The organism is Anaeromyxobacter sp. SG64 (assembly GCF_022690745.1).
Classification (GTDB): domain Bacteria; phylum Myxococcota; class Myxococcia; order Myxococcales; family Anaeromyxobacteraceae; genus Anaeromyxobacter; species Anaeromyxobacter soli.
In genome coordinates this window covers 20,621-44,005 of record NZ_JALCZB010000036.1, presented here as the reverse complement: position 1 = coordinate 44,005, position 23,385 = coordinate 20,621, and the positions used below count along the sequence as shown (strand labels likewise).

Genomic DNA, 23,385 nt, shown 5'->3' with positions numbered 1-23,385 from the left:
CGCCGCGCGCTTCGCCTGCGCGGACAGCGACCGCTTCGACGCGGCCGCGCGCCCCTCGCGCTTCAGCGCGCCCTTCGCGGCGGCGCTCCTCCGGCGCGAGGGCGCGCGCGGCTTGCGCTTGCCCTGTCCCACCTCGGCGTCACGCTGCGCGGAGCGCCGCGTGCGCGCGCTCGTCGTGCCCTTCTTCGGCGGCGCCAGGGGCACGCCCGCCCGCCGGGCCTTCGAGAGCCCGATCGCGATCGCCTGCTTCGACGAGCGGGCCCCATGCTTCCCCTCGCGGATGTGCTCCATCTCCTCGCGGACGAACTCGCCCGCCGCCGTGGAGGGCCGCTTCCCGGCCCGGAGGTCCGCCTTCGCCTTCCGTGTGGTGCTCTTCGTGGGCATCCCGTCCCCCTTCGCCCCCTACGATGCGTACGCCCCGACGACCCGGCAGAGCCCTGGAAGCGTGCGCGGCCGCGGTTAGCGGGGACGGCAGGATGCGCGCGGCTCAATCGACCGAGGGTGCACCGGCCATCGAGCTCCGCGAGGTCGTCAAGCGGTACGGCGCGGAGGGGCTCGGGCCGGTCTCCCTCGCGGTGCCCGCGGCCCGCACCGTGGCCCTCATCGGTCCGAGCGGCGCGGGGAAGTCCACGCTCCTCCGCCTCGTGCTCGGCCTCGTCGCGCCCGATCGGGGCGAGGTGCGCCTCCGCGGCGCGCCGCTGCGCCCCGAGGACCACGCCGCCCGCCGCCGCCTCGGGTACGTGGTGCAGGGCGGCGGGCTCTTCCCGCACCTCACCGCCGGCGGGAACGCGGCGCTCGTCGCGCGCCACCTCCGCTGGCCGGAGGCGCGCGTCGCGGCGCGCCTCGGCGAGCTCGCCGCCCTGACGCGCTTCCCGGCGGAGGCGCTCGCGCGCTTCCCGCACGAGCTTTCGGGCGGCCAGGCCCAGCGCGTGAGCCTCATGCGGGCGCTCTTCCTCGAGCCGGAGGTCCTCCTCCTCGACGAGCCGCTCGGCGCGCTCGATCCGATCACGCGCGCCGACCTCCAGGCCGACCTGCGCGAGATCTTCGCCTCGCTGGGGAAGACCGTGCTGCTCGTCACGCACGACCTCGCCGAGGCCGTCTTCTTCGCGCACGAGCTCGTGCTGCTCCGCGACGGCCGGGTCCTCCAGCGCGGATCCCTCGACGCGCTCGTGCGCACCCCGGCGGATCCGTTCGTCGCGCGGTTCGTCCACGCGCAGCGCGCGCTCGGGCTGCCCGCGGGGGCCGCGCCGTGATGGGGGCCGCGCTCGCGGGGGCGCTCGCGCTCGCCGCCACCGGCGGCTCGCTGACGGTCGGGTCGAAGCAGTTCGGCGAGTCCCTCGTGCTGGGCGAGCTGGCCGTGGAGCTCGCCCGGGACGCGGGCGTCCCGGCGGAGCACCGCGCGGCGCTCGGCGGCACGCGCGTCGTCTGGGAGGCGCTCGTCCGTGGGGACGTCGACCTCTACCCCGAGTACACCGGGACCGTCGCGCGCGAGCTCCTCGGCGGCGCGGTGCCGGCCGGCGATCCCGCCGCGCTCCGGGCGGCGCTCGCCGCCCGCGGCGTCGGCATGACCCGCTCGCTCGGGTTCGAGGACACGTACGCGCTGGGGATGCGGCGCGCGCGCGCCGCCGAGCTCGGGATCTCCCGCGTGTCGGACCTCGCGCGCTCGCCGCGGCTGCGGCTCGGCTTCACGAACGAGTTCATGGACCGCGGGGACGGCTGGCCGGCGCTGCGCGCGCGCTACCGGCTGCCGCAGCGCGACGTGCGGGGGCTCGAGCACGAGGTCGCGTACACGGCGCTCGCGGGCGGCGAGATCGACGTGACGGACCTGTACTCGACCGACCCCGAGATCCGCCGCCACGACCTGGTGGTGCTCGAGGACGATCTCCACGCCTTCCCGCCCTACGACGCCGTGTACCTCTACCGCCTCGACCTCGAGCGGCGCGCGCCCGCGGCGCTCGAGGCGATCCGGCGGCTCGAGGGCCGGATCGACGCGGCCGCCATGATCGCGCTGAACGCGCGCGCCGAGCTCGACGGCGTCGCGCCCGCCCGCGTCGCGAGCGAGTTCCTGCGCGCCACGCTCGGCGTCGCCGCCGCGCCGGAGGAGGAGGGCCGGACGGCCCGCGTGCTCCGCCGGACGCGCGAGCACGTGGCCCTCGTGGCGGTGGCGCTCCTCGCCGCCATCGCGCTCGCGGTCCCGCTCGGCGTCGTGGCGGCGCGCCGGCCGGGCGTGGGCCGCGTCGTGCTCGCCGCGGTGGGCGTCGTCCAGACCGTGCCCTCGCTCGCGCTGCTCGTGATGATGATCCCGCTCCTCGGCATCGGCGCCCGGCCGGCGGTCGCGGCCCTCTTCCTGTACGGCCTCTTGCCCATCGTGCGGAACACGCACGCCGGGCTGACGGGGATCCCGCTCGAGCTGCGCGAGTCGGCGGCGGCGCTCGGGCTCCCTCCGGGCGCGCGCCTCCGCCTGGTCGAGCTGCCGCTCGCCTCCCCCGCGATCCTGGCGGGCGTGAAGACGTCGGCGGTGATCGCCGTGGGCACCGCCACGCTCGGCGCGCTCGTCGGGGCCGGCGGCTACGGACAGCCGATCCTCACCGGCGTGCGGCTCGCCTCGGTGCCCCTCATCCTGGAGGGCGCCATCCCCGCCGCCCTGCTCGCGCTCGCCGCGCAGGCGCTGTTCGATCTCGCGGAGCGCTGGCTCGTGCCGCGCGGCCTGCGCCGGGCGCGCGCCGCGGGCGCCATTCGCTGAGCCCCGCTCGAGAGGTCGGTGGGCCGCCCCTCCCGGAGCGCGCGAGCGTGCGACCGCCCGGGCGGGGATGAGCAGCACCCTCTCGCGGAGCAGGGGAGCGCCGGTTATATCGCCGGCGGCGCTCACCTCGAGGAACCTCCGCGAATGCCCTACGTCGACCCGAGCCAGCTTCCCGACCTGCCGCTCCCCTTCATGAACCGCGACCACGCCGAGGAGTTCCGGCTCCTCGAGGAGCTCGGCCTGGCGCTCGCGGCGCACGGGGACGGGAAGGGTGCGGTCGAGAGCATCCTCGAGCGGCTCGCGGTCCTCGCGGTGCACACGCGGGAGCACTTCCTCCACGAGGAGGCCGTGATGCGGGAGACCGGCTTCCCCGCGTACCTGCCGCACAAGAGCGAGCACGACCGCGTGCTCGCGGAGATGGACGCCGAGGCGTCCGCGTACCGCCGGAGCGGCGACACGGCGCGGCTGCGCCGATACCTGCTCGAGGTGGTCCCCCGCTGGTTCGTCTCTCACACCGGCTCGATGGACGTGGTGACCGCCGGCTACGTGGCGGCGCGGGCCCGGTCCCTCTGATCACGAGGCCCGCCGGCGACGCGTCATCGTGACGCGCCGGCACGATTTCTGGACCCGAGCCGTCCGCTTGCGCGGCGCGCGTGCGGGCTCGCCGCCGTCGACACGCGCGGCCGACCTGTGGTTCTCTTTTGCGCCCAGGCACTTACGCCGCAGCCCAAGGAGAAGGAAAGGCGATGGCGACCCCAGCTTTCCAATACCAGGATCCGTTCCCGCTCTCGAAGGACGAGACGAAGTACCGCCTCCTCACGCGCGACGGCGTGTCGGTGGCGAGCTTCGACGGCAAGGAGGTCCTCAAGGTCGAGCCGTCCACGCTCGAGCGGCTCGCCCGCGAGGCGATCCGCGAGGTCTCGTTCTTCCTGCGGCCCTCGCACAACGAGCAGGTCGCGAAGATCCTCGGCGACCCCGAGGCCTCGCAGAACGACAAGGGCGTGGCCCTCGCGTTCCTCCGCAACGCCGAGATCGCCGCGCGCGGCGAGCTGCCCATCTGCCAGGACACCGGCACCGCGACGATCGTCGCGAAGAAGGGCCAGCAGGTCTGGACCGGCGCGAAGGACGAGGAGTGGCTCTCGAAGGGCGTCTACGCCACGTACACCACCGAGAACCTGCGCTACTCCCAGACGGCCGCGCTCGACATGTACAAGGAGGTCAACACGGGCACGAACCTGCCCGCGCAGATCGACCTCTACGCGACCGACGGCGCCGAGTACAAGTTCCTCTTCGTCACCAAGGGCGGCGGCTCGGCCAACAAGACCCAGCTCTGGCAGGAGACGAAGGCGCTCCTCACGCCCGAGAAGCTCGAGAAGTTCCTCGTCGACAAGATGCGCCACCTCGGCACGGCGGCCTGCCCGCCGTACCACATCGCGGTGGTCGTCGGCGGCACCTCCGCCGATCAGTGCCTCAAGACGGTGAAGCTCGCGTCGACGCGCTACTACGACGGGCTGCCGACGAAGGGCAACGAGCACGGCGTGGCGTTCCGCGACACCGAGCTCGAGGCGAAGCTGCTCGAGGCGGCGAACGGGCTCGGCATCGGCGCGCAGTTCGGCGGCAAGTACTTCGCCCACGACGTCCGCGTCGTGCGCCTGCCGCGCCACGGCGCGTCCTGCCCGGTGGCGATGGCCGTCTCCTGCTCCGCCGACCGGAACGTGAAGGCCAAGATCAACAAGGAGGGCGTCTGGATCGAGGAGCTCGATCACGCCCCGGAGCGGCTGATCCCGCTCGAGTACAAGAAGGGCAAGCACGAGCACGGCGTGAAGGTCGACCTGAACCGCCCGATGAAGGAGATCCTGGCCGAGCTGACGAAGCACCCGGTCTCGACGCCGCTCCTCCTCACCGGCACGCTCGTCGTCGCGCGCGACATCGCGCACGCGAAGTTCAAGGAGCTCATCGATCAGGGCAAGGGCGTGCCCGAGTACCTGAAGAACCACCCCGTCTACTACGCCGGCCCGGCGAAGACCCCGCCGGGCAAGCCGTCCGGCTCGTTCGGCCCGACGACGGCGGGGCGCATGGACTCGTACGTCGACCTGCTGCAGTCGCACGGCGCGTCGATGGTGATGATCGCGAAGGGCAACCGCAGCCAGCAGGTCACCGACGCCTGCAAGAAGCACGGCGGGTTCTACCTCGGCTCCATCGGCGGCCCCGCCGCGGTGCTCGCCGAGGAGAACATCAAGAAGGTCGAGTGCATCGACTTCCCCGAGCTGGGCATGGAGGCGGTCTGGAAGATCCAGGTCGAGAACTTCCCGGCTTTCATCCTCGTCGACGACAAGGGGAACGACTTCTTCAAGAAGCTCGGCTGCTGACCTGCTGATCCCGCGGCGGGCGGGCCGGAGCGCTCCGGCCCGCGCCGCCTGCCGGGCTGCCCGCTCCAGGCGCGCGCTCCACCCGGGCGCGTGACAGCCGCGGCCCGGCTCCGTCATCAACATGCGCGGACCCTCTTGCGGGAGCGCGCATGAAGACCCGTCGCCTCGGCAGCTCGGACCTCGACGTCACGGTGCTCGGCTTCGGGGCCTGGGCGGTGGGCGGCGGCCAGTGGGAGTTCGCCTGGGGGCCCCAGGACGACGCCGCCTCCATCGCCGCCATCCGCCGCGCGCTCGACCGCGGCGTGAACTGGATCGACACCGCGGCGGTGTACGGCCTCGGCCACTCCGAGGAGGTCGTCGCGCGCGCGCTCGAGGGCGTGGCGCGCCGGCCGTACGTCTTCACGAAGTGCTCGATGGTATGGGACGAGCGCGGGAAGATCGGCCGCTCGCTGCGCGCCGACTCCGTCCGGCGCGAGTGCGAGGCGAGCCTGCGGCGCCTCCGCGTGGACGCGATCGACCTCTACCAGATCCACTGGCCGGTCCAGGATCCGGCGGAGATGGACGAGGGCTGGTCCACCCTCGCGGCGCTGAAGCAGGAGGGGAAGGTCCGCTTCGTCGGCGTCTCGAACTACGACTGCGAGCAGCTCCGCCGCGCCTGCGACGTTGCGCCGGTCACGTCGGTCCAGCCGCGCTACTCGCTCCTCCACCGCGACGTCGAGCAGGATCTCCTGCCCTGTTGCCGCGAGGACGGCATCGGCGTCATCGCCTACTCGCCGATGGGCGCGGGCCTCCTCACCGGGAAGATGACGCGCGCCCGCGTCGAGGCGTTCCCGGAGGACGACTGGCGCCGGCGCAACCCCGACTTCCAGGAACCGCGGCTCTCGCGCAACCTCGCGCTGCAGGGCCTGCTCGGCCGGATCGGCGCGAGACACGGCACCACCGCCGCGGCCGCGGCGGTCGCGTGGACGCTGCTGCACCCCGCCGTCACCGGCGCGATCGTCGGCGCCCGCAGCGCGGAGCAGGTGGACGGCTTCGTCGCGGCCGCGGACCTCGCGCTCACGAACGAGGACGTCGGCGAGATCGAGCGCTTCCTGCTCGAGAACCCGTAGCGCCGCCCACCCCGGCCCGCAGGACGGTGGCCGTCAAGGCGACCTCGACCTCGTCCTCGCGGAAAACACGATTCGTGAATCCCGCCTCCAGGCGCCCTCGGAGACTGCTCGACCCCGGGAGCGCGCTGGCGCGCACACCCGGGCACCGCGAGGCGTGTTGATCCACAGCAAGCAAGAGTGAGGGGCATGCGCGAGGCGCGCGCGCATACCGTCGTGCGCGCCGTGAAGCGCAATGCCGGAGGGGGAAGCCCCCATCCGTCCGGCACGTCGCTTGATCGCAGTCACCTGAGATCTTGCGACAGCACCTAAGTTCCGGATCCTACGAGTAGGGGAGGGTTCCGTCATGCAGTCCGGACTGGGTTCGTTGGCGCCGCCGCGCCTACCTGCGCTGCTGCTGTGCGTCGCCGCGATCTCGGCCGGTCCGCTCGCCTGCGGTAACGAGCGGAGCGTCCACGGTGATCCCGACCCCGCGACCTGCTCGCGCTGCCACGGCAGCGCCGACAACGCGGCGCCTCCGCTGTCGGTCACGGGCGGTCGCGACGCCAGCGACCCCGTCGTGGGCGCGCACCAGGTCCACGTGCGCGGCGGCCCGCTGCACGCTCCGATCGCGTGCTCCGCGTGCCACGTCGTCCCGCAGACGGTCGACGCGCCCGGCCACATCGACAACGGCCGGGAGAAGGTGACCTTCGGCGCGGTCGCGGTCATGGGCGGCGCGTCACCCCGCTGGACCCGCGAGACCGCGACCTGCAGCGGCACCTACTGCCACGGCGGGACGATGGGCGGCGGCGCTCACGTGGCGCCCGTCTGGAACCGCGGCGCCTCCGAGGCTGCCTGCGGGGCGTGCCACGGGCTCCCTCCGCCGCCACCCCACGTGCAGAACCCCGACTGCGGGCGCTGCCACCTCGGCTACACCGCCTCGTCCGTGGTCGCCGCCACGCACGTGGACGGCAAGGTCGACGTGAAGGCGCTCGAGTGCAACACGTGCCACGGCTCGGCGACCAGCGCGGCTCCCCCCATCGGGACCGCCGGCGAGACCGCCACGACGAGCCTCGCGGTCGGCGCGCACCAGGCGCACCTGCGGGACGGCGCGGTCCGCGCGCGCCTCGGCTGCACGGACTGCCACGTCGTTCCCACCGCGGCGCTCCACGCCAACGGCGTCGCAGAGCTCACCTGGGGCGCGCTCGCGACCGCGGACGGCGCGAGCCCGTCGTTCAGCCCCGCGACCGCGACGTGCGCCGCGACCTACTGCCACGGCGCGACGCTGTCCTTCGGCGGCGGCCAGCTCACCGCGCCCGTGTGGACCCGGGTCGGCGAGGGGCAGGCCTCGTGTGGCGCGTGCCACGCCGCGCCTCCGCCGCTGCCGCACCCGCAGCGGACCGACTGCGGCCGCTGCCACCCCGGCACGTTGACCGCCGACGGCTCGGCCATCGACGTCGCCGGCGGCAAGCACATCGACGGGCACCTCGACCTCGCGCCGCTCACCTGCACGATGTGCCACGGCACGGACGGCGTGAACGCCGCGCCTCCCGCGGGCACGCACGGGGAGACCGCCACCTCCGAGCTCGCCGTCGGCGCGCACCAGAAGCACGTGCGCGACGGAAGCATTCGCAAGGCCGTGGGCTGCGCCGAGTGCCACGTCGAGCCGACCGTGCCGCTGCACTCGAACGGCGCCGTGGACCTCGCCTGGGGCGCGCTCGCCGCGAAGGGAACCGCCCCGGAGTGGACCCGCGCCAGCGGGACCTGCAGCTCGACCTACTGCCACGGCGCGACGCTCGCGCTCGGGGGCGGCACGGCGAAGGCGCCGGTCTGGACGGCCGTGTCCGACGGCCCGACCGCGTGCAACGCCTGCCACGGCGCGCCGCCTCCGTTGCCGCACCCGCAGGCCACCGACTGCGCGCGCTGCCATCCGGGGACCGTGCTCGCGACGGGCGGCATCGACGTCGCCGGCGGCCAGCACATCGACGGCATCGTGCAGGTGGAGGGCCGCGGAAGCTGCACGGCCTGCCACGGCAGGCAGGGCGTCAACCCAGCGCCGCCGTTCGGCACGCGCGGCGAGACGCTGACGACCCAGCGGCCGGTGGGCGCGCACCAGAAGCACGTGGTGGACGGCGCGATCCGCAAGGCGTTCGCGTGCAGCGACTGCCACGCGCTCGTGACGGATCTCGGAACCGAGCACGCGAACGGCACCGTCTCGATGCCGTTCACGGGCCTGGGCTCGCGAGGCACGACGCCGGTCTGGAACGGCGCGACCTGCAGCTCGACCTATTGCCACGGCGCGACGCTCGGGGCGGGCGGGAATGCCACGGTGCCGACGTGGACCGTCGTGTCCACGAGCCCGACCCCCTGCGGCTCGTGCCACGGCGCCCCGCCGAGCGGCAATCACCCGCAGAGCGCGGACTGCGCGGCGTGTCACCCGGACACGGTGAACCCGGACGGCACGATCAACGTGGCCGGCGGGCGGCACATCGACGGCACGGTGCAGGTGGCGGGCGGGTGCAGCCTGTGCCACGGCTCGGATGCGAACCCGGCGCCGCCGGTGGGCACGAAGGGCGAGACGGCGACCACGGCACGGGCCGTGGGCGCGCACCAGGCGCACGTGCGCGAGGGCGCGCTCTTCCAGGCGATGACCTGCGACGCGTGCCACCAGTTCTCCGACGCGACGCACCGGAACGGCACGGCCGACCTCACCTGGGGAACGCTGGCCTCGAAGAACGGTGCGGTCCCGCGCTTCGACGCGACGACCCTCACGTGCACGAACTACTGCCACGGCCAGACGCTCGCCGCGGGCGGCAAGAACACCGCCCCGACCTGGACGAAGGTAGACGGGACGCAGGCGGCGTGCGGCACCTGCCACGGGGCGCCGCCGAGCGGCAATCACCCGCAGAGCGCGGACTGCGCGGCGTGTCATCCGGACACGGTGAACCCGGACGGCACGATCAACGTGGCCGGCGGGCGGCACATCGACGGCGCGATCCAGGTTTCGGGCGGATGCAGCCTGTGCCACGGCTCGGACGCGAACCCGGCGCCGCCGGTGGGCACGAAGGGCGAGACGGCCACCACGGCACGGGCCGTGGGCGCGCACCAGGCGCACGTGCGTGAGGGCGCGCTTTTCCAGGCGATGACCTGCGACGCCTGCCACCAGTTCTCCGACGCGACGCACCGGAACGGCACGGCCGACCTGACCTGGGGGACGCTGGCCTCGAAGAACGGTGCGGTCCCGCGCTTCGACGCGACGACCCTCACGTGCACGAACTACTGCCACGGGCAGACGCTGGGCGCGGACGGCAAGAACACGACCCCGACCTGGACGAAGGTGGACGGTACGCAGGCGGCGTGCGGCACCTGCCACGGCGCTCCGCCTGCCGGCAATCACCCGCAGAGCGCGGACTGCGCGGCGTGTCACCCGGACACGGTGAACCCGGACGGCACGATCAACGTGGCCGGCGGACGGCACATCGACGGCGCGGTCCAGGTTTCGGGCGGGTGCAGCCTGTGCCACGGTTCGGATGCGAACCCGGCGCCGCCGGTGGGCACGAAGGGCGAGACGGCGACCACCTCGCGCGCCGTCGGCGCGCACCAGGCGCACGTGCGTGAGGGCGCGCTCTTCCAGGCGATGACCTGCGACGCATGCCATCAGTTCTCCGACACTACGCACCGGAACGGCACGGCCGACCTCACCTGGGGAACGCTGGCCTCGAAGAACGGTGCGGTCCCGCGCTTCGACGCGACGACCCTCACGTGCACGAACTACTGCCACGGGCAGACGCTCGCCGCAGACGGCAAGAACACGACCCCGACCTGGACGAAGGTGGACGGGACGCAGGCTGCCTGCGGCACCTGCCACGGCGCTCCGCCTGCGGGCAATCACCCGCAGAGCGCGGACTGCGCGGCCTGCCACCCGGACACGGTGAACCCGGACGGCACCATCAAGGTGGCCGGCGGGCGGCACATCGACGGCGCGATCCAGGTTTCGGGCGGATGCAGCCTGTGCCACGGCTCGGACGCGAACCCTGCGCCTCCGGTGGGCACGAAGGGCGAGACGGCGACCACGGCACGGGCCGTGGGCGCGCACCAGGCGCACGTACGCGAGGGCGCGCTCTTCCAGGCGATGACCTGCGACGCGTGCCATCAGTTCTCCGACGCGACGCACCGGAACGGCACGGCCGACCTGACCTGGGGGACGCTGGCCTCGAAGAACGGCGCGGTCCCGCGCTTCGACGCGACGACGCTCACGTGCACGAACTACTGCCACGGCCAGACGCTCGCCGCGGGCGGCTCGCTCGTGACGCCGACCTGGACGAAGGTGGACGGGACGCAGGCCGTGTGCGGCACCTGCCACGGGAGCCCGCCGACCACGAACCACCCGGACAACCCGCTCTGCAACTCCTGCCACCCGCTCACCGTCGCGATCGACGGCACGATCGACGTGGCCGGCGGCCGCCACATCGACGGAAACGTCGACGTGGCCGGCATGACGTGCAGCTCCTGCCACGGCTCGACGGACAACCCCGCGCCGCCGATCGGCACGCACCTCGAGACGGCGACCACCGCCCGCGCGGTCGGCGCGCACCAGGCGCACGTGCGGGACGGCACGCTGCGCAAGGCGCTGAGGTGCAGCGACTGCCACGTCGTGCCCACCGAGACGATCCACTCGAACGGCACGGTCGACCTCGCGTGGGGCCCGCTCGCCACGGCGGGGGAGGCGATCGCGGGCTTCGACCCGAGCGCCCTCACGTGCACGAACTACTGCCACGGCCAGACGCTCGCCGCGGGCGGCAAGAACACGACCCCGCTCTGGACGAAGGTCGACGGCACGCAGGCTGCCTGCGGCACCTGCCACGGTGCGCCGCCGCCCGCGCCGCACCCGACCTCCTCCCCCACCGGATGCGCAGGCTGTCACCCCGACACCGTGAAGCCCGACGGCTCGATCGACGTCGAGGGCGGACATCACATCGACGGCAAGCTCGACGCGACGGGCAAGTGCGGCGCCTGCCACGGGGTCCCGCCCGCCAACGGCGCCCACCTCGCCCACGCGGCGTTCCCGACGCCGGACGTGCCCCAGTACGGCGATCTCCGCATCCTGGAGGCCTACGCGCCGGGCGGCGCCTCGGGCTACCAGTTCGGCTGCGGCAACTGCCACCCGCTCGACGCGGCGAAGCACATGGACCTGAAGGTCGAGGTGGAGCTCACGCCGGCGGGCGCGGCGACCGACTCCCTGCGCGCGCGGAACGCGCCGGACGCCGTGTACGACGCGGCCACCGGCCGGTGCAGCGGCGTCTACTGCCACTCGTCGGGCCAGGCGCTCCCCGCGTACGCGACGGCGCCGGCCTGGACCTCCGGCGCGGCGCTCGGGTGCGACGGCTGCCACGGCAACCCGCCGAGCTACGCCTCCGGCGGCGCCGGCGCCCTCGACGCGAACGCCCACATCGGCCTCACCGAGCAGGGGCGCGAGTTCGGCCACTACGTCGGTCTCGGCGGCCCGGCGCACGCGAGCAAGCACGGCAGCGCCGTGGCCGGCGAGGCGGCGGCGCCCGTCACCTGCCAGACCTGCCACTACGCGACGACCGATCCCACGGCGACGGGGCCCTCTCGCTTCTACTGGCTCGACACGACCGGGAGCTACGTGCTCGCGGGCGGCGATCCCGCCCGGCTCGCGGATCCGCGCTGGAAGGCGACCCAGTGCGGGACCTGCCACGTCGCCGGCGGTGCCCCGGTCGCGCGGGGCAAGGTGCTGCCGCTCACGCACGTGAACGGCCGGCGCGACGTCGTGTTCGACCCGCGCACCGCGCTCCCGCCGCTCCCCGGCTTGCCGGCGGCGCCGAACACGCCGACGCGGCCTTACTGGGTCTCGCCCTCGCGGTTCTGCGAGGCCGTCCCGGCCGGCGCGGTCCTCGACGGCACGACGCTCTCCATCGAGCTGTCGGGCGCCGCGTACGACCCGGCGACGAAGCGCTGCTCCGGGGTGGCCTGCCACCTCGGCGACGCGCCGGTGTGGGGCCGGCAGTACCTCGTGAGCCCCGCGTCGGGGACCGCGAGCTGCTGCCGCTGCCACTCGACGCGCTGCGGCCCGTGACGTCGGGCGTTCCGCCGCGCCGGAGCCCCCGGCGCGGCGGGGACGGCGCCTGCCCCGGTACGGCGCCGTTGCGCGCCTCGGGGCGGGCTTCCGTCGACCTCGACCTCGACCCGGTCGGCTCTGCGGCCTCAACGCCCGCCAGTGCCCGCGCCCTTCGTGCGCTCGATGGCCATGTCGACCTCCGCGAGGATCCGCCGAGCGTGGGAAAGAAGGACCTCTCCGGCGGGAAGGAGCTTCATCCCGCGCGGCGTCCGCTCGAAGAGGCGTGTTCCGAGCTCATCCTCGAGCGCGAGGATGTGTCGCGAAAGGGGCGGCTGCGTGAGGTGAAGCTTCCGGGCAGCGCGACCGACGTGGCCCTCTTCCGCGACCGCGACGAAGGACTGGATGTACGTGAGGCTCACGAGCGGAACGGTACCTGAAGGTCGGCCTGCGTGTCAGGTCGCCGAGGCCACGGGCCGGTCCTCGAGAGGAGCTCGTGTCCATAAGCGGATTTTCGAGCCCGCTGCAGCGGACCCGATACCGAGACAGCATTGGATCGCCGCTGCAGCTTGCTGGCAGCCTTGCCAGCATGGGAATCCCGCTTCTGGGCGAACGAGAAGTCGAACGGATGAGGCGCGCCGGGAACGCCGCTGCGGCGACGCTGGCGCACGTGGGCGAGCGACTCGCCGCGGGAGTTGCCACCGCGGACATCGACGTCTGGGTGCGCGAGGACACGGCACGTCGGGGAGGCAAGCCGAGCCAGCTCGGCTTCCACGGCTTCCCCGCGGCGGTCTGCACGAGCCGGAACGAGGTCGTCTGTCACGGCATCCCGCGCACCGACGAGCGGCTGCATCCTGGCGACATCGTGAACGTGGACGTGACCACGCTCCTGGATGGCTTTCACGGGGACACCTCGGCGACGTTCTGCATCGGCGAGGTCTCCGCAGAGGCGCGGCACATCGTCGAGGTCGCCCGCCGCTGCCGGGATGCGGGAGTGGCGGTCGTGCGGCATGGCGTCCGGCTCGGGGACGTCGGCGCCGCCATCGAAGAGCTCGCGCGAGCAGAAGGCTGCAGCGTGGTGCGCGAATACGGCGGTCACGGCATCGGCAAGATGATGCACGGTCCGCCGCTCGTGATGCACGTCGGCGCGAGGGGACAGGGCGTGAAGCTGAAGGCAGGGATGGCCATCACCATCGAGCCGATGGTGAACCTCGGCCGAGCAGAGGTGAAGCTGCTGGCCGACGGATGGACCGCCGTCACCGCGGATGGAAGTCTCTCGGCCCAGTTCGAGCACACGATCGTCGTGACTCGCGACGGCTGCGAGGTGATGACCGGATGAGCGCCGCGAGCTCCTGCGGCCGGGCGCGAATCGAATTGCCGGTGGACGGTTTCTCGGCGTCCTCACGCGCGCGGCGGCACGACCGCGACCGGCACCGCCGCCGTCGCGGCGAGCTCGCGGGCCAGGCTCGGGGTCGCGAGCCGGTCGAGCGCGACGCGGCGTGACGCGCCGACGACGAGCAGGGGCGCCTCCCGCGCCTCGACGATCGCGTCGGCGCGATCGAGCACGTCGCCCTGCTCGACCACGGCCTCGTCCACGTGGAGCTGCAGGCGCTCGATCCACGCCGCGCACGCGACCTCGGCGGCGCGCTGTTGCTCGCGCGCGATCTCGTCGACCGACGCGCCCGCGAGGAACGGCAGCTCGAGGTACGGCACCACGTGGAGCAGGACGAGGCGGCGCCCGGTCTGCGCGGCGAACCGCCCGGCGAACCGGCAGGCCTCGGTGGACGACTCGTCGAGGCGCGTCAGCGCGACGATGGGGCCGCCCCCGATGTCGGCGGTCTCGAGGTCCGGCGGGACGACGACGACGGGGGCGGGGAGCCGCCGCAGGAGGCGACGCGCCACCCGACCGAGCCGCACGAGCGCGGCCTCCGAACGGCCGGCGATGCGGCCGACGAGCAGGGCGTCGGCGTCGTGGCGCGCGAGCGCCTCGATGAGCCCGTCGTCGGCGCCCATCCCCTCCAGGATCTCGAGCTCCTGGACGCGCTCGCCGGCCCCCTCGCGCTCGAGCGTGCGCCGGCCCGACTCGCGCGCCGCCGCGATCAGCTCGTCGAGGTGGTGGTACTTGAGCGCGGCGCGGAGGTGCTCCGGCTCGAGCACGTGGACCGCGATGAACCGCTCGTCGCTCTTCGGGACCGTCTTCGTGAGCCAGGTCGCGAAGTGCAGCGCGCCGTGGCTCCGCGGACGAAGGTCCAGGCCGATGATCCACCTCATGGCGCCCCCCCGGCGCACGCGCCGGCTCCTCCGCCGGTCCCGAGCGGCGCCCCCATTGTCGCGGACCGGCCCGATCGCGTCGATGCCCAGACCGGAGCGTGCGATCCGGGGCCGTGCGAAGCTCCGGGAGCGGGCGGTCGCCCGCGCGTGGCCCTCGCGGGAGCGCTACAGCCCGGAGAGCCGCTCCGCGCCCGCGTACACGTTCATGCGTCCGGGGCGGACGAAGCCGGCGAGCGTGAGCCCGGCCGCCCGGGCGAGCTCGATCGCGAGCGACGTCGGCGCCGACACGGTGGCGACGATGGGGACCCGCGCGCGCGCCGCCTTCTGCACGATCTCCATGCCCGCCCGGCTGCTCACGGTGAGGAGCGCGGGCGTGGCGATCTGCGCGCCCGCGGCCGCCTCGGCGCGGGCGAGCAGGAGCGCGCCGATCACCTTGTCGACGGCGTTGTGACGGCCGACGTCCTCGTTCGCGGCGACGAGCGCGCCGTCGCGCGTCCAGAGCGCGGCGACGTGGGTTCCGCCGGTCTCCTCGAACACCGGCTGGTGCTCGCGGAGCGCCGCGATCTTCTCCCCGACGAGGGCCACCGGGACGGGCGCGATGGGGTCCGGCGGCATGAGCCCCGCCACGAGATCCTCGACGGCGCGCCTCCCGCAGACGCCGCAGGCGGAGCTCGAGGCGAAGCTGCGCCGGGTCCCGTCGAGCCGCTCCCAGTCGATGCGGGCGCCCGACGCCGGGGCGAGCTCGATCGCGCTGCCGTACGCCTCGTCCCCGGGTCGGCCGCAGTGGTAGACGGCGCTGAAGTCGCTCGCGGAGGCGATGATCCCCTCCGCGAACAGGAAGCCGAGCGCGAGGCGGTGGTCGTCGCCCGGGGTGCGCATCAGCACCCCGACCGTCTCCCCGGCGATGCGCACCTCGAGCGGCTCCTCGAGCGCGACGAGATCCGACGCGGCGCCGTCTCCCGGCCGGACGAGCGAGGTGCCCGCGATGCGCCCCTCGACGCGCGCCGCCCGCGCCGGGCCCGGCGCCCTGTCCTTCAGCGGACGAGGCACGGCCGGCACTCCGGGCCCGCGCCGCTCTCGCCGCTCCCCGGGCCGTCCGCGGCGCGCCTCACCGCGGTCTGATCGGTCACGACCTCGAGCGCGCCCACCACGCGCCCCGCGCCGTCCCGGAGCGGGACCGCGGAGTAGAGGATCTCGAGGTCGAGGCCCTCGGGGTGCGCGTCCGTCTCGCTGCTCACCTCGCGGTCCTCCGCCATCGCGCGGGCGCAGGCGCAGCGCGCCGTGCGGCAGTCGCCCTTGCGGTAGCTGTCGTAGCACTTCGTCCCGATGAGCTCCTGCTGCGTGCGCCCGAGGAGGCTCGCGCCGGTCTGGTTCATGTACCGGATGTCGAACTCGGGACCCACGATCATGGCCGGCGCGGGCATGGCGTCGAGGTGCCCGACGAGGGTGGTGAGCGTGGCGTTCACGCCCTCGACGACCCTGCGGTAGTCGCCGTGGTGGCGCGCCGGATCGGCGCGCGCGTCGAGCCGGCCCTCCACGGCGGCGTCGGCCAGCCGCCGCATCTCCTCGACGAGCCGGCGCAGCTCGGACTGCGCCGACTGGAAGCTCCGGGTGAGCTCGTCGCGCTCGGAGCGCGGCACGAGCGGGGTCGAGAGGTCGCCCCTCGCGAGCGCGTCCGCGCCGCGGGCGACCTCCTGCAGGTAGCGGATCGTCCCGCGGAACGCCTCGGCGAGCCGCCCGACCTCGTCGCCCGAGCGGTAGGTGACCGCCTGCTGGACGTCGCCCTCCGCGATGCGCTCGGCCGCGACCGCCATGGCCTCGAGCGGAGCGGCGAGCCGGCCCGCCGACTTGCGCGCCGCCCAGACGGTCGCGAGGAGCAGCAGCAGCGCGACGCCGCCGACCGTGACGACCGAGGTCTCGAGCGAGGAGCGGACCTGGAGCAGCGGCGCGATGGCCTCGTCCCGGTCCATCTCCGCGACGATCACCCAGTCCCACGGCTCGAAGTAGGCGACCGCCGCGACCCGCTCGCGGGCCCCCGCGCCCTCCGGCCGGGAGAACGACACGCGCACCGTCTCGCCGTTCGCCGCCATGGCGGCGCGCACGAGCCGCTGGACGTACGGCTCTCCGCCCGCGTCCCGCGCGTCCCAGGCGTCCTCGCCGTCGGCGTGCCCGGGCGGCGGGATGAGGTAGCGGCCGCGCTGGTTCCCGCTCGCGCCGAGCGCGTAGATCGCGCCCGTCTCGCCGATGCGGGAGGCGGCGACCCCGGCGCGGATGCCCTCGAGGGAGTCCTGGCGGAGGCCGATGAACAGCATCCCCGCGACGCGGCCGCTCGCGTCGCGGATCGGCTCGTAGCCCGAGAGGTACCAGCGATCGAGCACCCGCGCGCGCCCCCGGTACGTGTCGCCGCGGAGCACCGTCGAGACGACGGGGTTCGCCTTGCCGTCGGGATCGACGGCGGGGATGTAGGTGCCGATCGCGCGGTGGCCGCTCCCGTCCGGCACCGTGGTCGCGACGCGGAGCATGTCGCCCCGCTCGTTCATCCGCTGGAACAGCGTGGCCTCGGCGCCGACGAGCTCGCGCACGCGGTCCACGAGCAGGCTCGGGTGGGTGGGCTCGGCGTTCTGCCCCGCCCAGACGCCGCCGAGCAGGAGCTTCGGCAGCACCGCCTCCTCGACGCTGCGGTCGAGCTGGTTGACCGCGGTCCAGCGCACCGTCTCGGAGGAGAAGGAGAGGGGGCCGAGGCGCTCCATCTGATCGCGGGCGACGCGCAGGCTGCGGGGCACCTGCAGCCAGAGCTCGCGATGGGCGGACTCGCACAGCGTGCGCAGGTCGCGGGCGGCGCGCGTGAGGCCCTCCTCGGCGAGGCGGCCCATGCTCAGCTCGACGTCTCCGGCGATGCGGCTGCGCTGCGCGGCGAACACGACGAGGAACGCGGCGACGAGCAGCGCGGTGGGGAGCAGGGCGACGACCAGGATCTTGCGGCGCAGGTCGAGGCCCGTCGTTCGCTTGTGCAACACGTCTCCTCCGGTGAGGGCTCGGATAGCCCGCGCCTGCGAGAATCGCGCCGCCACGGCGGCGGTCCGGGCAGGCGTAAGGCTGCACTTTCGTGAGCCGCGCGTCCGCGAAACCTGTAAGTAAGGGGGGATATACCGCGAAGCGCGCCATCTCGCGAGGCGCGCCGCCGTCGGTGCGCCCTGATGCTCGTGCTCCCGGATGAAACAGACCGCTCGTCACTCCGGCGGCGCCTCGACCGTGCGTGGGAGCGCTTCCTGCGAGACGGGGGGCTGGAGGGGGTCCGGCCCGAGATCGCGCGCTCGTGGACGCGCTCCCGCGATCTCTACGCCGTGCACCCGGCGTTGCGGCGCGCGCCGCTCGACGCGAGCGGCGAGGTCCTGCGCCGCCGCGGCGAGGACGAGACCTTCGAGCTCGCGCGCCCGGTGCTCGCCCGGTTCGCGGCGCAGCTCGGGGAGGCGGGCCACGCCCTCGTGCTCCTCGACGCGGAGGGGGCGGTCCTGTCCGTGGGCGGAGATCCGCAGACCGTCGCGCACCTCGCCGAGCTGAACCTCTGCCCGGGCGCGAGCTGGCGCGAGGAGGCGGCCGGCACGAACGCGGCCGGCACCGCGCTCGCCGAGCGGCGCGCCGTGGAGGTCTTCGCGTCCGAGCACTTCGTGGAGGCGTGGCACCCCTGGGCGAGCGCCGCGGCGCCGATCCTCGCGCCCGGCTCCGCCGAGATCTCGGCGATCGTGCAGGTGACGGGGCCGTGGGACGCCCGGGAGCGGCACGGGCTCGTCGTCGCCTCGGCGGTCGCGGCGGCCATCGAGGAGCGGCTCCGCGCGCGCCAGGAGGTGCGCGAGGAGCTCGTGCGCCACGCGCTGCGCGCGGCCCGGAGCACGGGCGAGGCGGTGGTCGCGGTCGACGCGCGCGGGCGCGTGATCGCGGAGAACGACGCCGCGCGCCGGCGGTTCCCGCTCGACGACGGCGAGCTCCCGCGCGCGGTGCGGGAGCGGCTCCTCGCGGCGCTGCGCGCGGGCGAGGCCTCCCGGGACGAGGAGCTCACGCTGGAGTGGCCGGGCGCGGGGGACGAGCGCCGGCGCGCCGTCGGCTCCGTGGTGGCGCACGAGCGGCGCGCGGTGGGCGCGATCCTGCGCCTCCCCGCGCCGGCGGCGCCGCGCGCGGCGCGAGGGGCGGCCCGCCAGCGGCTCACCACGCGCTACGGGCTCGAGGCGATCCTCGGCGAGTCGCTGCGGCTGCGCGCGGCGCTCCAGCTCGCCGAGGTCGCGTCGCGGAACGATCTCCCCGTGGTGCTGCACGGCGAGTCCGGGACGGGGAAGGAGCTCTTCGCGCACGGCATCCACGCCGGCGGCGCCCGCGCCGGCGCGCCGTTCGTGGTGCTGAACTGCGGCGCCATCCCCGCCGCGCTCGTCGAGGCGGAGCTCTTCGGCTACGAGCCCGGGACGTTCACCGGCGCCCAGCGGGAGGGCAAGGCGGGGAAGTTCGAGGAGGCGGACGGCGGGACGCTCTTCCTCGACGAGGTCAGCGAGCTCCCGCTCCAGGCGCAGACGGCGCTCCTGCGCGTCGTCCAGGAGTCCGAGGTGGTCCGGCTGGGCGGGAGCGCTCCCCGCCGCGTGGACGTGCGGGTGGTGGCCGCGACCAACCGGCGCCTGTACGACCAGGTGGAGGCCGGCCGGTTCCGCCAGGACCTCTACTTCCGCCTCAACGTGCTCCACGTGGACATCCCGCCCCTGCGCGAGCGGAGCGAGGACGTGCCGCTCCTCGCCCGCGCGTTCCTGCGCGAGGCCGAGGAGCGGATGGGCCGCGACGGGCTCGAGCTGTCGGAGGCCTCGAAGGCGCTGCTCCTCGCCCACCCCTGGCCGGGGAACGTCCGGGAGCTCAAGAACGTGCTCATGCGCGCGGCCGCGGTCGTCGCGGGACCTCGCATCGAGCCGGCCGACCTGCGGCTGGCGCCGGTGCGCGGCCTCCCGGCGCCGGTCCGCGCCGAGGTGGCGCCTGCGCCCGCCGCGGAGCGCCCGCCCGCGCCGCCGGTCCGCGAGGGCGAGGGACCGGAGCGCGACGAGCTCGTCGCCGCGCTCGACGCGTGCGGCTGGAACATCGCGCGCACCGCGACCTCGCTCGGCGTCTCGCGGATGACGCTCTACCGGCGCCTGCGGAAGTTCGGCATCACGCGCTAAACGACAGTTCGTGGATTCGCGATCACCGTCGGTGACGCGAATCACAGGCGAGCGACGCGAGCCCGCCGGGGCGGCGCCGCGGAAGCGGCGAAGCGGCTTCGTGCCGGGGGGCGCACACGACGCGCCCCCCGGACCCCCTGCTCGCTCCGGCGCAGCCTCATCCGGCTGCGCCTGCGTTCGCCCTCGGCGGCGCACGGGACCCGGCGCGCAGGGGTGGGGCCCCGACGAGCTTGCTCGTCGGGGCGGGGGCGCAGCCCCCGTTCGAACATGATGTCACGCACCGTCCGCGTGACATGTCACACGCGCACCCGTGACACCTGTGACGGTCCGGCCGCCTGAGGCGGCCGCCGGCCCCGCAAACTCCGTCGCGCGCCGGGTCTCCGGAACGCGGCGGCGCAACCGTTTCGCCTCCGCCCGCTGGCAGGTGTCTTGCTCTGGGGCGTCCCGACGCACGAAGGCCAAAAAAGACCTGAGCAGTCAGGTACATGCGGCGGTCGTCGCGAAGGCTTCGCACTCCAGCAGCAGTCGGCAGCAGTCACCGGAAAGGGAAGCGATGAGCATCAGCAGAAGAAACTGGCTGAAGTTGACGGCTGGCGGCGGCGCCGGCCTCGCGCTGGCCGAGCTCGGGTTCAGCGCGTCGAAGGTCCAGGCGGCGACGGGGCACCTGAAGCTCACGGGCGCGAAGCAGTTCACGACCGCCTGTAACTTCTGCTCCTGCGGCTGCGGGATGGTCTGCAACGTGGTCGACGGCAAGCTCGTCAACCTCGAGGGAGACCCGGACCACGTCATCAACCAGGGCGCGCTCTGCTCGAAGGGCGCCGCGATGCAGGCGACCCACGAGTCCGACCGGCGCGTGAAGACGCCGCTGTACCGGGCGCCGGGCTCGGATCGCTGGCAGGAGCTCTCCTGGGAGGAGGCGCTCGAGAAGCTCGCGCGCAAGGTGAAGGACGTCCGCGACTCGACCTGGATCGCCACCGAGCGGGACGGCGACGTCGAGTACCCGGTCAACCGCACCGACGCGATCGGCTTCCTCGGCGGCGCGCAGAACACGAACGAGGAGTGCTACCTCTGGAACAAGATGGGGAGGCTCTTCGGGACGAACTTCGTCGAGCACCAGGCCCGACTTTGACACAGCCCCACGGTCCCCAGTCTGGGGGCCACGTTCGGCCGTGGCGCGATGACGAACCACTGGGCGGATCTGCAGAACGCCAAGGTGTTCCTCATCGAGGGCAGCAACGCCGCCGAGAACCACGTGATGTCGATGAAGTGGATCCGGAAGGCGCAGGAGAAGGGCGCGAAGATCATCCACGTCGACCCGCGGTTCAACCGCACCTCGTCGATCGCGGACATCTACGCGCGCATCCGCCCGGGCGCTGACATCGCGTTCCTCGGGGCGGTCATCAACCACGTCCTCCAGCAGGGGCTGTACGACGCGGAGTACGTGAAGCTGCACACGAACGCGCTCCTGCTCGCGAAGGACGAGTTCGCCCTCGAGGACGGCGTCTTCACCGGCTACCACGAGGACAAGCACAAGTACGACACGGCCTCGTGGGCGTACGACCTCGACGCGGCGACGCAGAAGCCGAAGAAGGCGGCGAGCCTCGACGACCCGCGCTGCGTCTTCTCGAAGCTGAAGGCGCACTTCGCGCGGTACACGCCCGAGGTGGCCGAGGAGATCTCCGGCGTGCCGGCGGAGCAGGTGAAGCTCATCGCCGAGACGTTCGCGAACAACCGCCCCGGCACGATCCTGTACGCGCTCGGGATGACGCAGCACACGGTGGGCATCCAGAACATCCGCTGCTACGGCATCCTGCAGCTGCTCCTCGGCAACATCGGCAAGGCCGGCGGCGGCGTGAACGCGCTGCGCGGCGAGCCGAACGTCCAGGGCGCCTGCGACATGTCCGTCCTGAACGGCTACATGTTCGGCTACATCAACGCGCCGAACCACAACCACCCGACGCTCGAGGCGTGGACGAAGGACAACGGCACCTTCCGCCGGAAGTTCACCGTCAACGGCCTCAAGGCGTGGTTCGGCGAGAACGCCACCGCCGAGAACGACTTCGGCTGGAGGTGGCTCCCGAAGAAGAACGGCGCGAAGGACTACACCGTCTTCGGGATGATCGACGACGCCTACGCCGGGAAGCTGAAGCTCCTGTGGGCCGTGGGTCAGAACCCGATGGTCACGAACCCGAACCTGAACTACGTGCACGAGGCGCTGTCGAAGCTCGACATGCTCGTGGTGCAGGAGCTCTGGGACACGGAGACGGCGAGCTTCTGGCAGCGGCCGGGCGCCGACCCGAAGGCGATCAAGACCGAGGTGCTGCTCCTCCCCGCCGCCTACTTCATGGAGAAGGAGGGCACGATCAGCGGCTCCGGCCGCCTCGTGCAGTGGCGCTACGCGGCGGTGAAGCCGCCCGGCAAGGCGAAGGCCGACCTCGAGATCATCGACACGGTCTTCCGCAAGGTCCGGGACCTGTACGCGGGCTCGACGGATCCGAAGGACGAGCCGCTCGCGAAGGCGGTCTGGAACTACCCCGCCGAGCACACGGCGGAGGCGGTGCTCCAGGAGATCAGCGGCCGCGTCCTCTCGGAGGTCACGCTCCCCGACGGCAAGGTGCTGAAGCCGGGCGCCTTCGTGGGCGGCATCGGGCAGCTCCAGGCGGACGGCTCGACCTCCTCGGGCGCCTGGATCTACGCGGGCGTCTTCGGCGGCGGGAAGAACCTCTCGAAGCGCCGCGACGCCAAGACCGATCCCTCGGGGCTCGGCATGTTCCCGGGCTTCGCGTGGACCTGGCCGGGCAACATGAAGATCCTCTACAACCGCGCCTCCTGCGACGCGGACGGCAAGCCCTGGCCCGGCACGACTCCGCTCGTCTGGTGGGACGCGACCGAGAAGAAGTGGAAGGGCGTGGACACGCCGGACGTGCCGGACGCCACGAAGGGCCCGGAGACGCCGGAGGGCCAGCGCGCGTTCCGCATGAACGGCGAGGGCATCGGCCGGCTCATGGCGGCGGTCTACAAGGACCCCGACGCGAAGGAGAAGGGGCTGCCGCGCGACGGCTCGTACACGCCGAAGGACGGCCCGTTCCCCGAGTTCTACGAGCCCATCGAGAGCCCGGTCGCGAACGTGCTGCACCCGAAGGCCCAGCACAATCCGTGCGTGAAGTACCCGCGCGTCCCGGGCAAGCAGCCCGTCGGCACGGCGAAGGACTTCCCGTACGTCCTCATGACGTCGTCCATCGCGGAGCACTGGTGCGCCGGGTCCACGACCCGCAACGTGCCGTGGCTCAACGAGCTGCAGCCGGAGTGCGTCGTCGAGCTGCCGACCCAGCTCGCCGAGAAGCTGCGCGTGAAGGGCGGCGACAAGGTGCGGGTCTCGTCGGCGCGCGGTGAGATGGTCGTGAAGGCCGTCGTCACGAAGCGGATGCAGGTCATGAAGATCGCCGGCCAGGACGTGCCGGTGGTGTGGATGCCCTACAACTGGGGGTTCAAGGGGCTCTCGACCGGCCCGTCGACGAACGTGCTGACCATCGACGCCGTCGATCCGGGCGCAGGCACGCAGGAGACGAAGGCCTGCCTCGTCAACGTGGTGCCCGTGGAGGAGGCGGTGGCGCAGCGGTAGCCGGCTGCGACGCGCCGAAAGGACAAGACC

At 73.6% G+C, this 23,385-nt stretch carries 14 protein-coding genes; 9 read left to right on the top strand and 5 right to left on the bottom strand.

What is annotated here, in order from left to right; translation table 11 throughout:
* The coding region (locus MNZ29_RS12670) for a DUF6496 domain-containing protein (RefSeq protein WP_242355469.1) at positions 1-384 on the bottom strand (384 nt) is incomplete at its 3' end.
* Between the two features lie 92 nt (positions 385-476).
* Here MNZ29_RS12670 and MNZ29_RS12665 point away from each other — a divergent pair.
* From MNZ29_RS12665 to MNZ29_RS12640, 6 genes are all read left to right on the top strand, one after another.
* Positions 477-1,253: an ATP-binding cassette domain-containing protein gene (locus MNZ29_RS12665; RefSeq protein WP_242339361.1), complete on the top strand. Its 777-nt coding sequence runs from the start codon at positions 477-479 to the stop codon at positions 1,251-1,253.
* Positions 1,253-2,743 (top strand): glycine betaine ABC transporter substrate-binding protein, encoded by a 1,491-nt coding sequence (locus MNZ29_RS12660; protein ID WP_242339359.1) that lies wholly within the window; start codon positions 1,253-1,255, stop codon positions 2,741-2,743. Before MNZ29_RS12665 ends, MNZ29_RS12660 begins: the two co-directional genes overlap by 1 nt.
* Before the next feature lie 144 nt (positions 2,744-2,887).
* Positions 2,888-3,316 (top strand): bacteriohemerythrin, encoded by a 429-nt coding sequence (locus MNZ29_RS12655; protein ID WP_242339356.1) that lies wholly within the window; start codon positions 2,888-2,890, stop codon positions 3,314-3,316.
* Between the two features lie 173 nt (positions 3,317-3,489).
* Positions 3,490-5,112, top strand: a complete 1,623-nt coding sequence (locus tag MNZ29_RS12650; RefSeq protein ID WP_242339354.1) for a fumarate hydratase — start codon at positions 3,490-3,492, stop codon at positions 5,110-5,112.
* A gap of 149 nt (positions 5,113-5,261) precedes the next feature.
* A complete protein-coding gene (locus MNZ29_RS12645; protein ID WP_242339352.1) occupies positions 5,262-6,221 on the top strand; it encodes an aldo/keto reductase in 960 nt (319 codons plus the stop codon).
* 343 nt (positions 6,222-6,564) lie between these two features.
* Complete coding sequence (locus tag MNZ29_RS12640) at positions 6,565-12,294, top strand: CxxxxCH/CxxCH domain-containing protein (RefSeq protein WP_242355467.1); 5,730 nt, start codon at positions 6,565-6,567, stop codon at positions 12,292-12,294.
* A gap of 128 nt (positions 12,295-12,422) precedes the next feature.
* Here MNZ29_RS12640 and MNZ29_RS12635 read toward each other — a convergent pair whose 3' ends face one another.
* Positions 12,423-12,695, bottom strand: a complete 273-nt coding sequence (locus MNZ29_RS12635) for a LysR family transcriptional regulator (RefSeq protein ID WP_242339348.1) — start codon at positions 12,693-12,695, stop codon at positions 12,423-12,425.
* A 167-nt stretch (positions 12,696-12,862) separates the two neighbouring features.
* On the opposite strand from MNZ29_RS12635, the gene map reads away from it, so the two are divergent.
* A complete protein-coding gene (map, locus tag MNZ29_RS12630) occupies positions 12,863-13,612 on the top strand; it encodes a type I methionyl aminopeptidase (protein ID WP_242339346.1) in 750 nt (249 codons plus the stop codon).
* A gap of 62 nt (positions 13,613-13,674) precedes the next feature.
* Here map and MNZ29_RS12625 read toward each other — a convergent pair whose 3' ends face one another.
* The 3 genes from MNZ29_RS12625 to MNZ29_RS12615 form a co-directional block, all read right to left on the bottom strand.
* Positions 13,675-14,562, bottom strand: coding sequence for a universal stress protein (locus tag MNZ29_RS12625; protein ID WP_242355465.1), 888 nt, complete (start codon positions 14,560-14,562; stop codon positions 13,675-13,677).
* A gap of 147 nt (positions 14,563-14,709) precedes the next feature.
* On the bottom strand, positions 14,710-15,594 hold the full coding sequence (gene fdhD / locus MNZ29_RS12620) for a formate dehydrogenase accessory sulfurtransferase FdhD (RefSeq protein WP_242355463.1): 885 nt from the start codon (positions 15,592-15,594) through the stop codon (positions 14,710-14,712).
* On the bottom strand, positions 15,579-17,558 hold the full coding sequence (locus tag MNZ29_RS12615; RefSeq protein ID WP_242355461.1) for a Cache 3/Cache 2 fusion domain-containing protein: 1,980 nt from the start codon (positions 17,556-17,558) through the stop codon (positions 15,579-15,581). Before MNZ29_RS12615 ends, fdhD begins: the two co-directional genes overlap by 16 nt.
* Before the next feature lie 183 nt (positions 17,559-17,741).
* Between MNZ29_RS12615 and MNZ29_RS12610 the strand changes: the two genes are divergently transcribed.
* Together MNZ29_RS12610 and fdnG are read left to right on the top strand one after the other, a co-directional pair.
* Positions 17,742-19,733, top strand: a complete 1,992-nt coding sequence (locus MNZ29_RS12610) for a sigma-54-dependent Fis family transcriptional regulator (RefSeq protein WP_242355459.1) — start codon at positions 17,742-17,744, stop codon at positions 19,731-19,733.
* Between the two features lie 553 nt (positions 19,734-20,286).
* The gene (gene fdnG / locus MNZ29_RS12600; protein ID WP_255840864.1) at positions 20,287-23,355 is read left to right on the top strand and encodes a formate dehydrogenase-N subunit alpha; all 3,069 of its coding nucleotides are present in this window, start codon (positions 20,287-20,289) and stop codon (positions 23,353-23,355) included.
* Positions 23,356-23,385 lie beyond the last annotated feature (30 nt).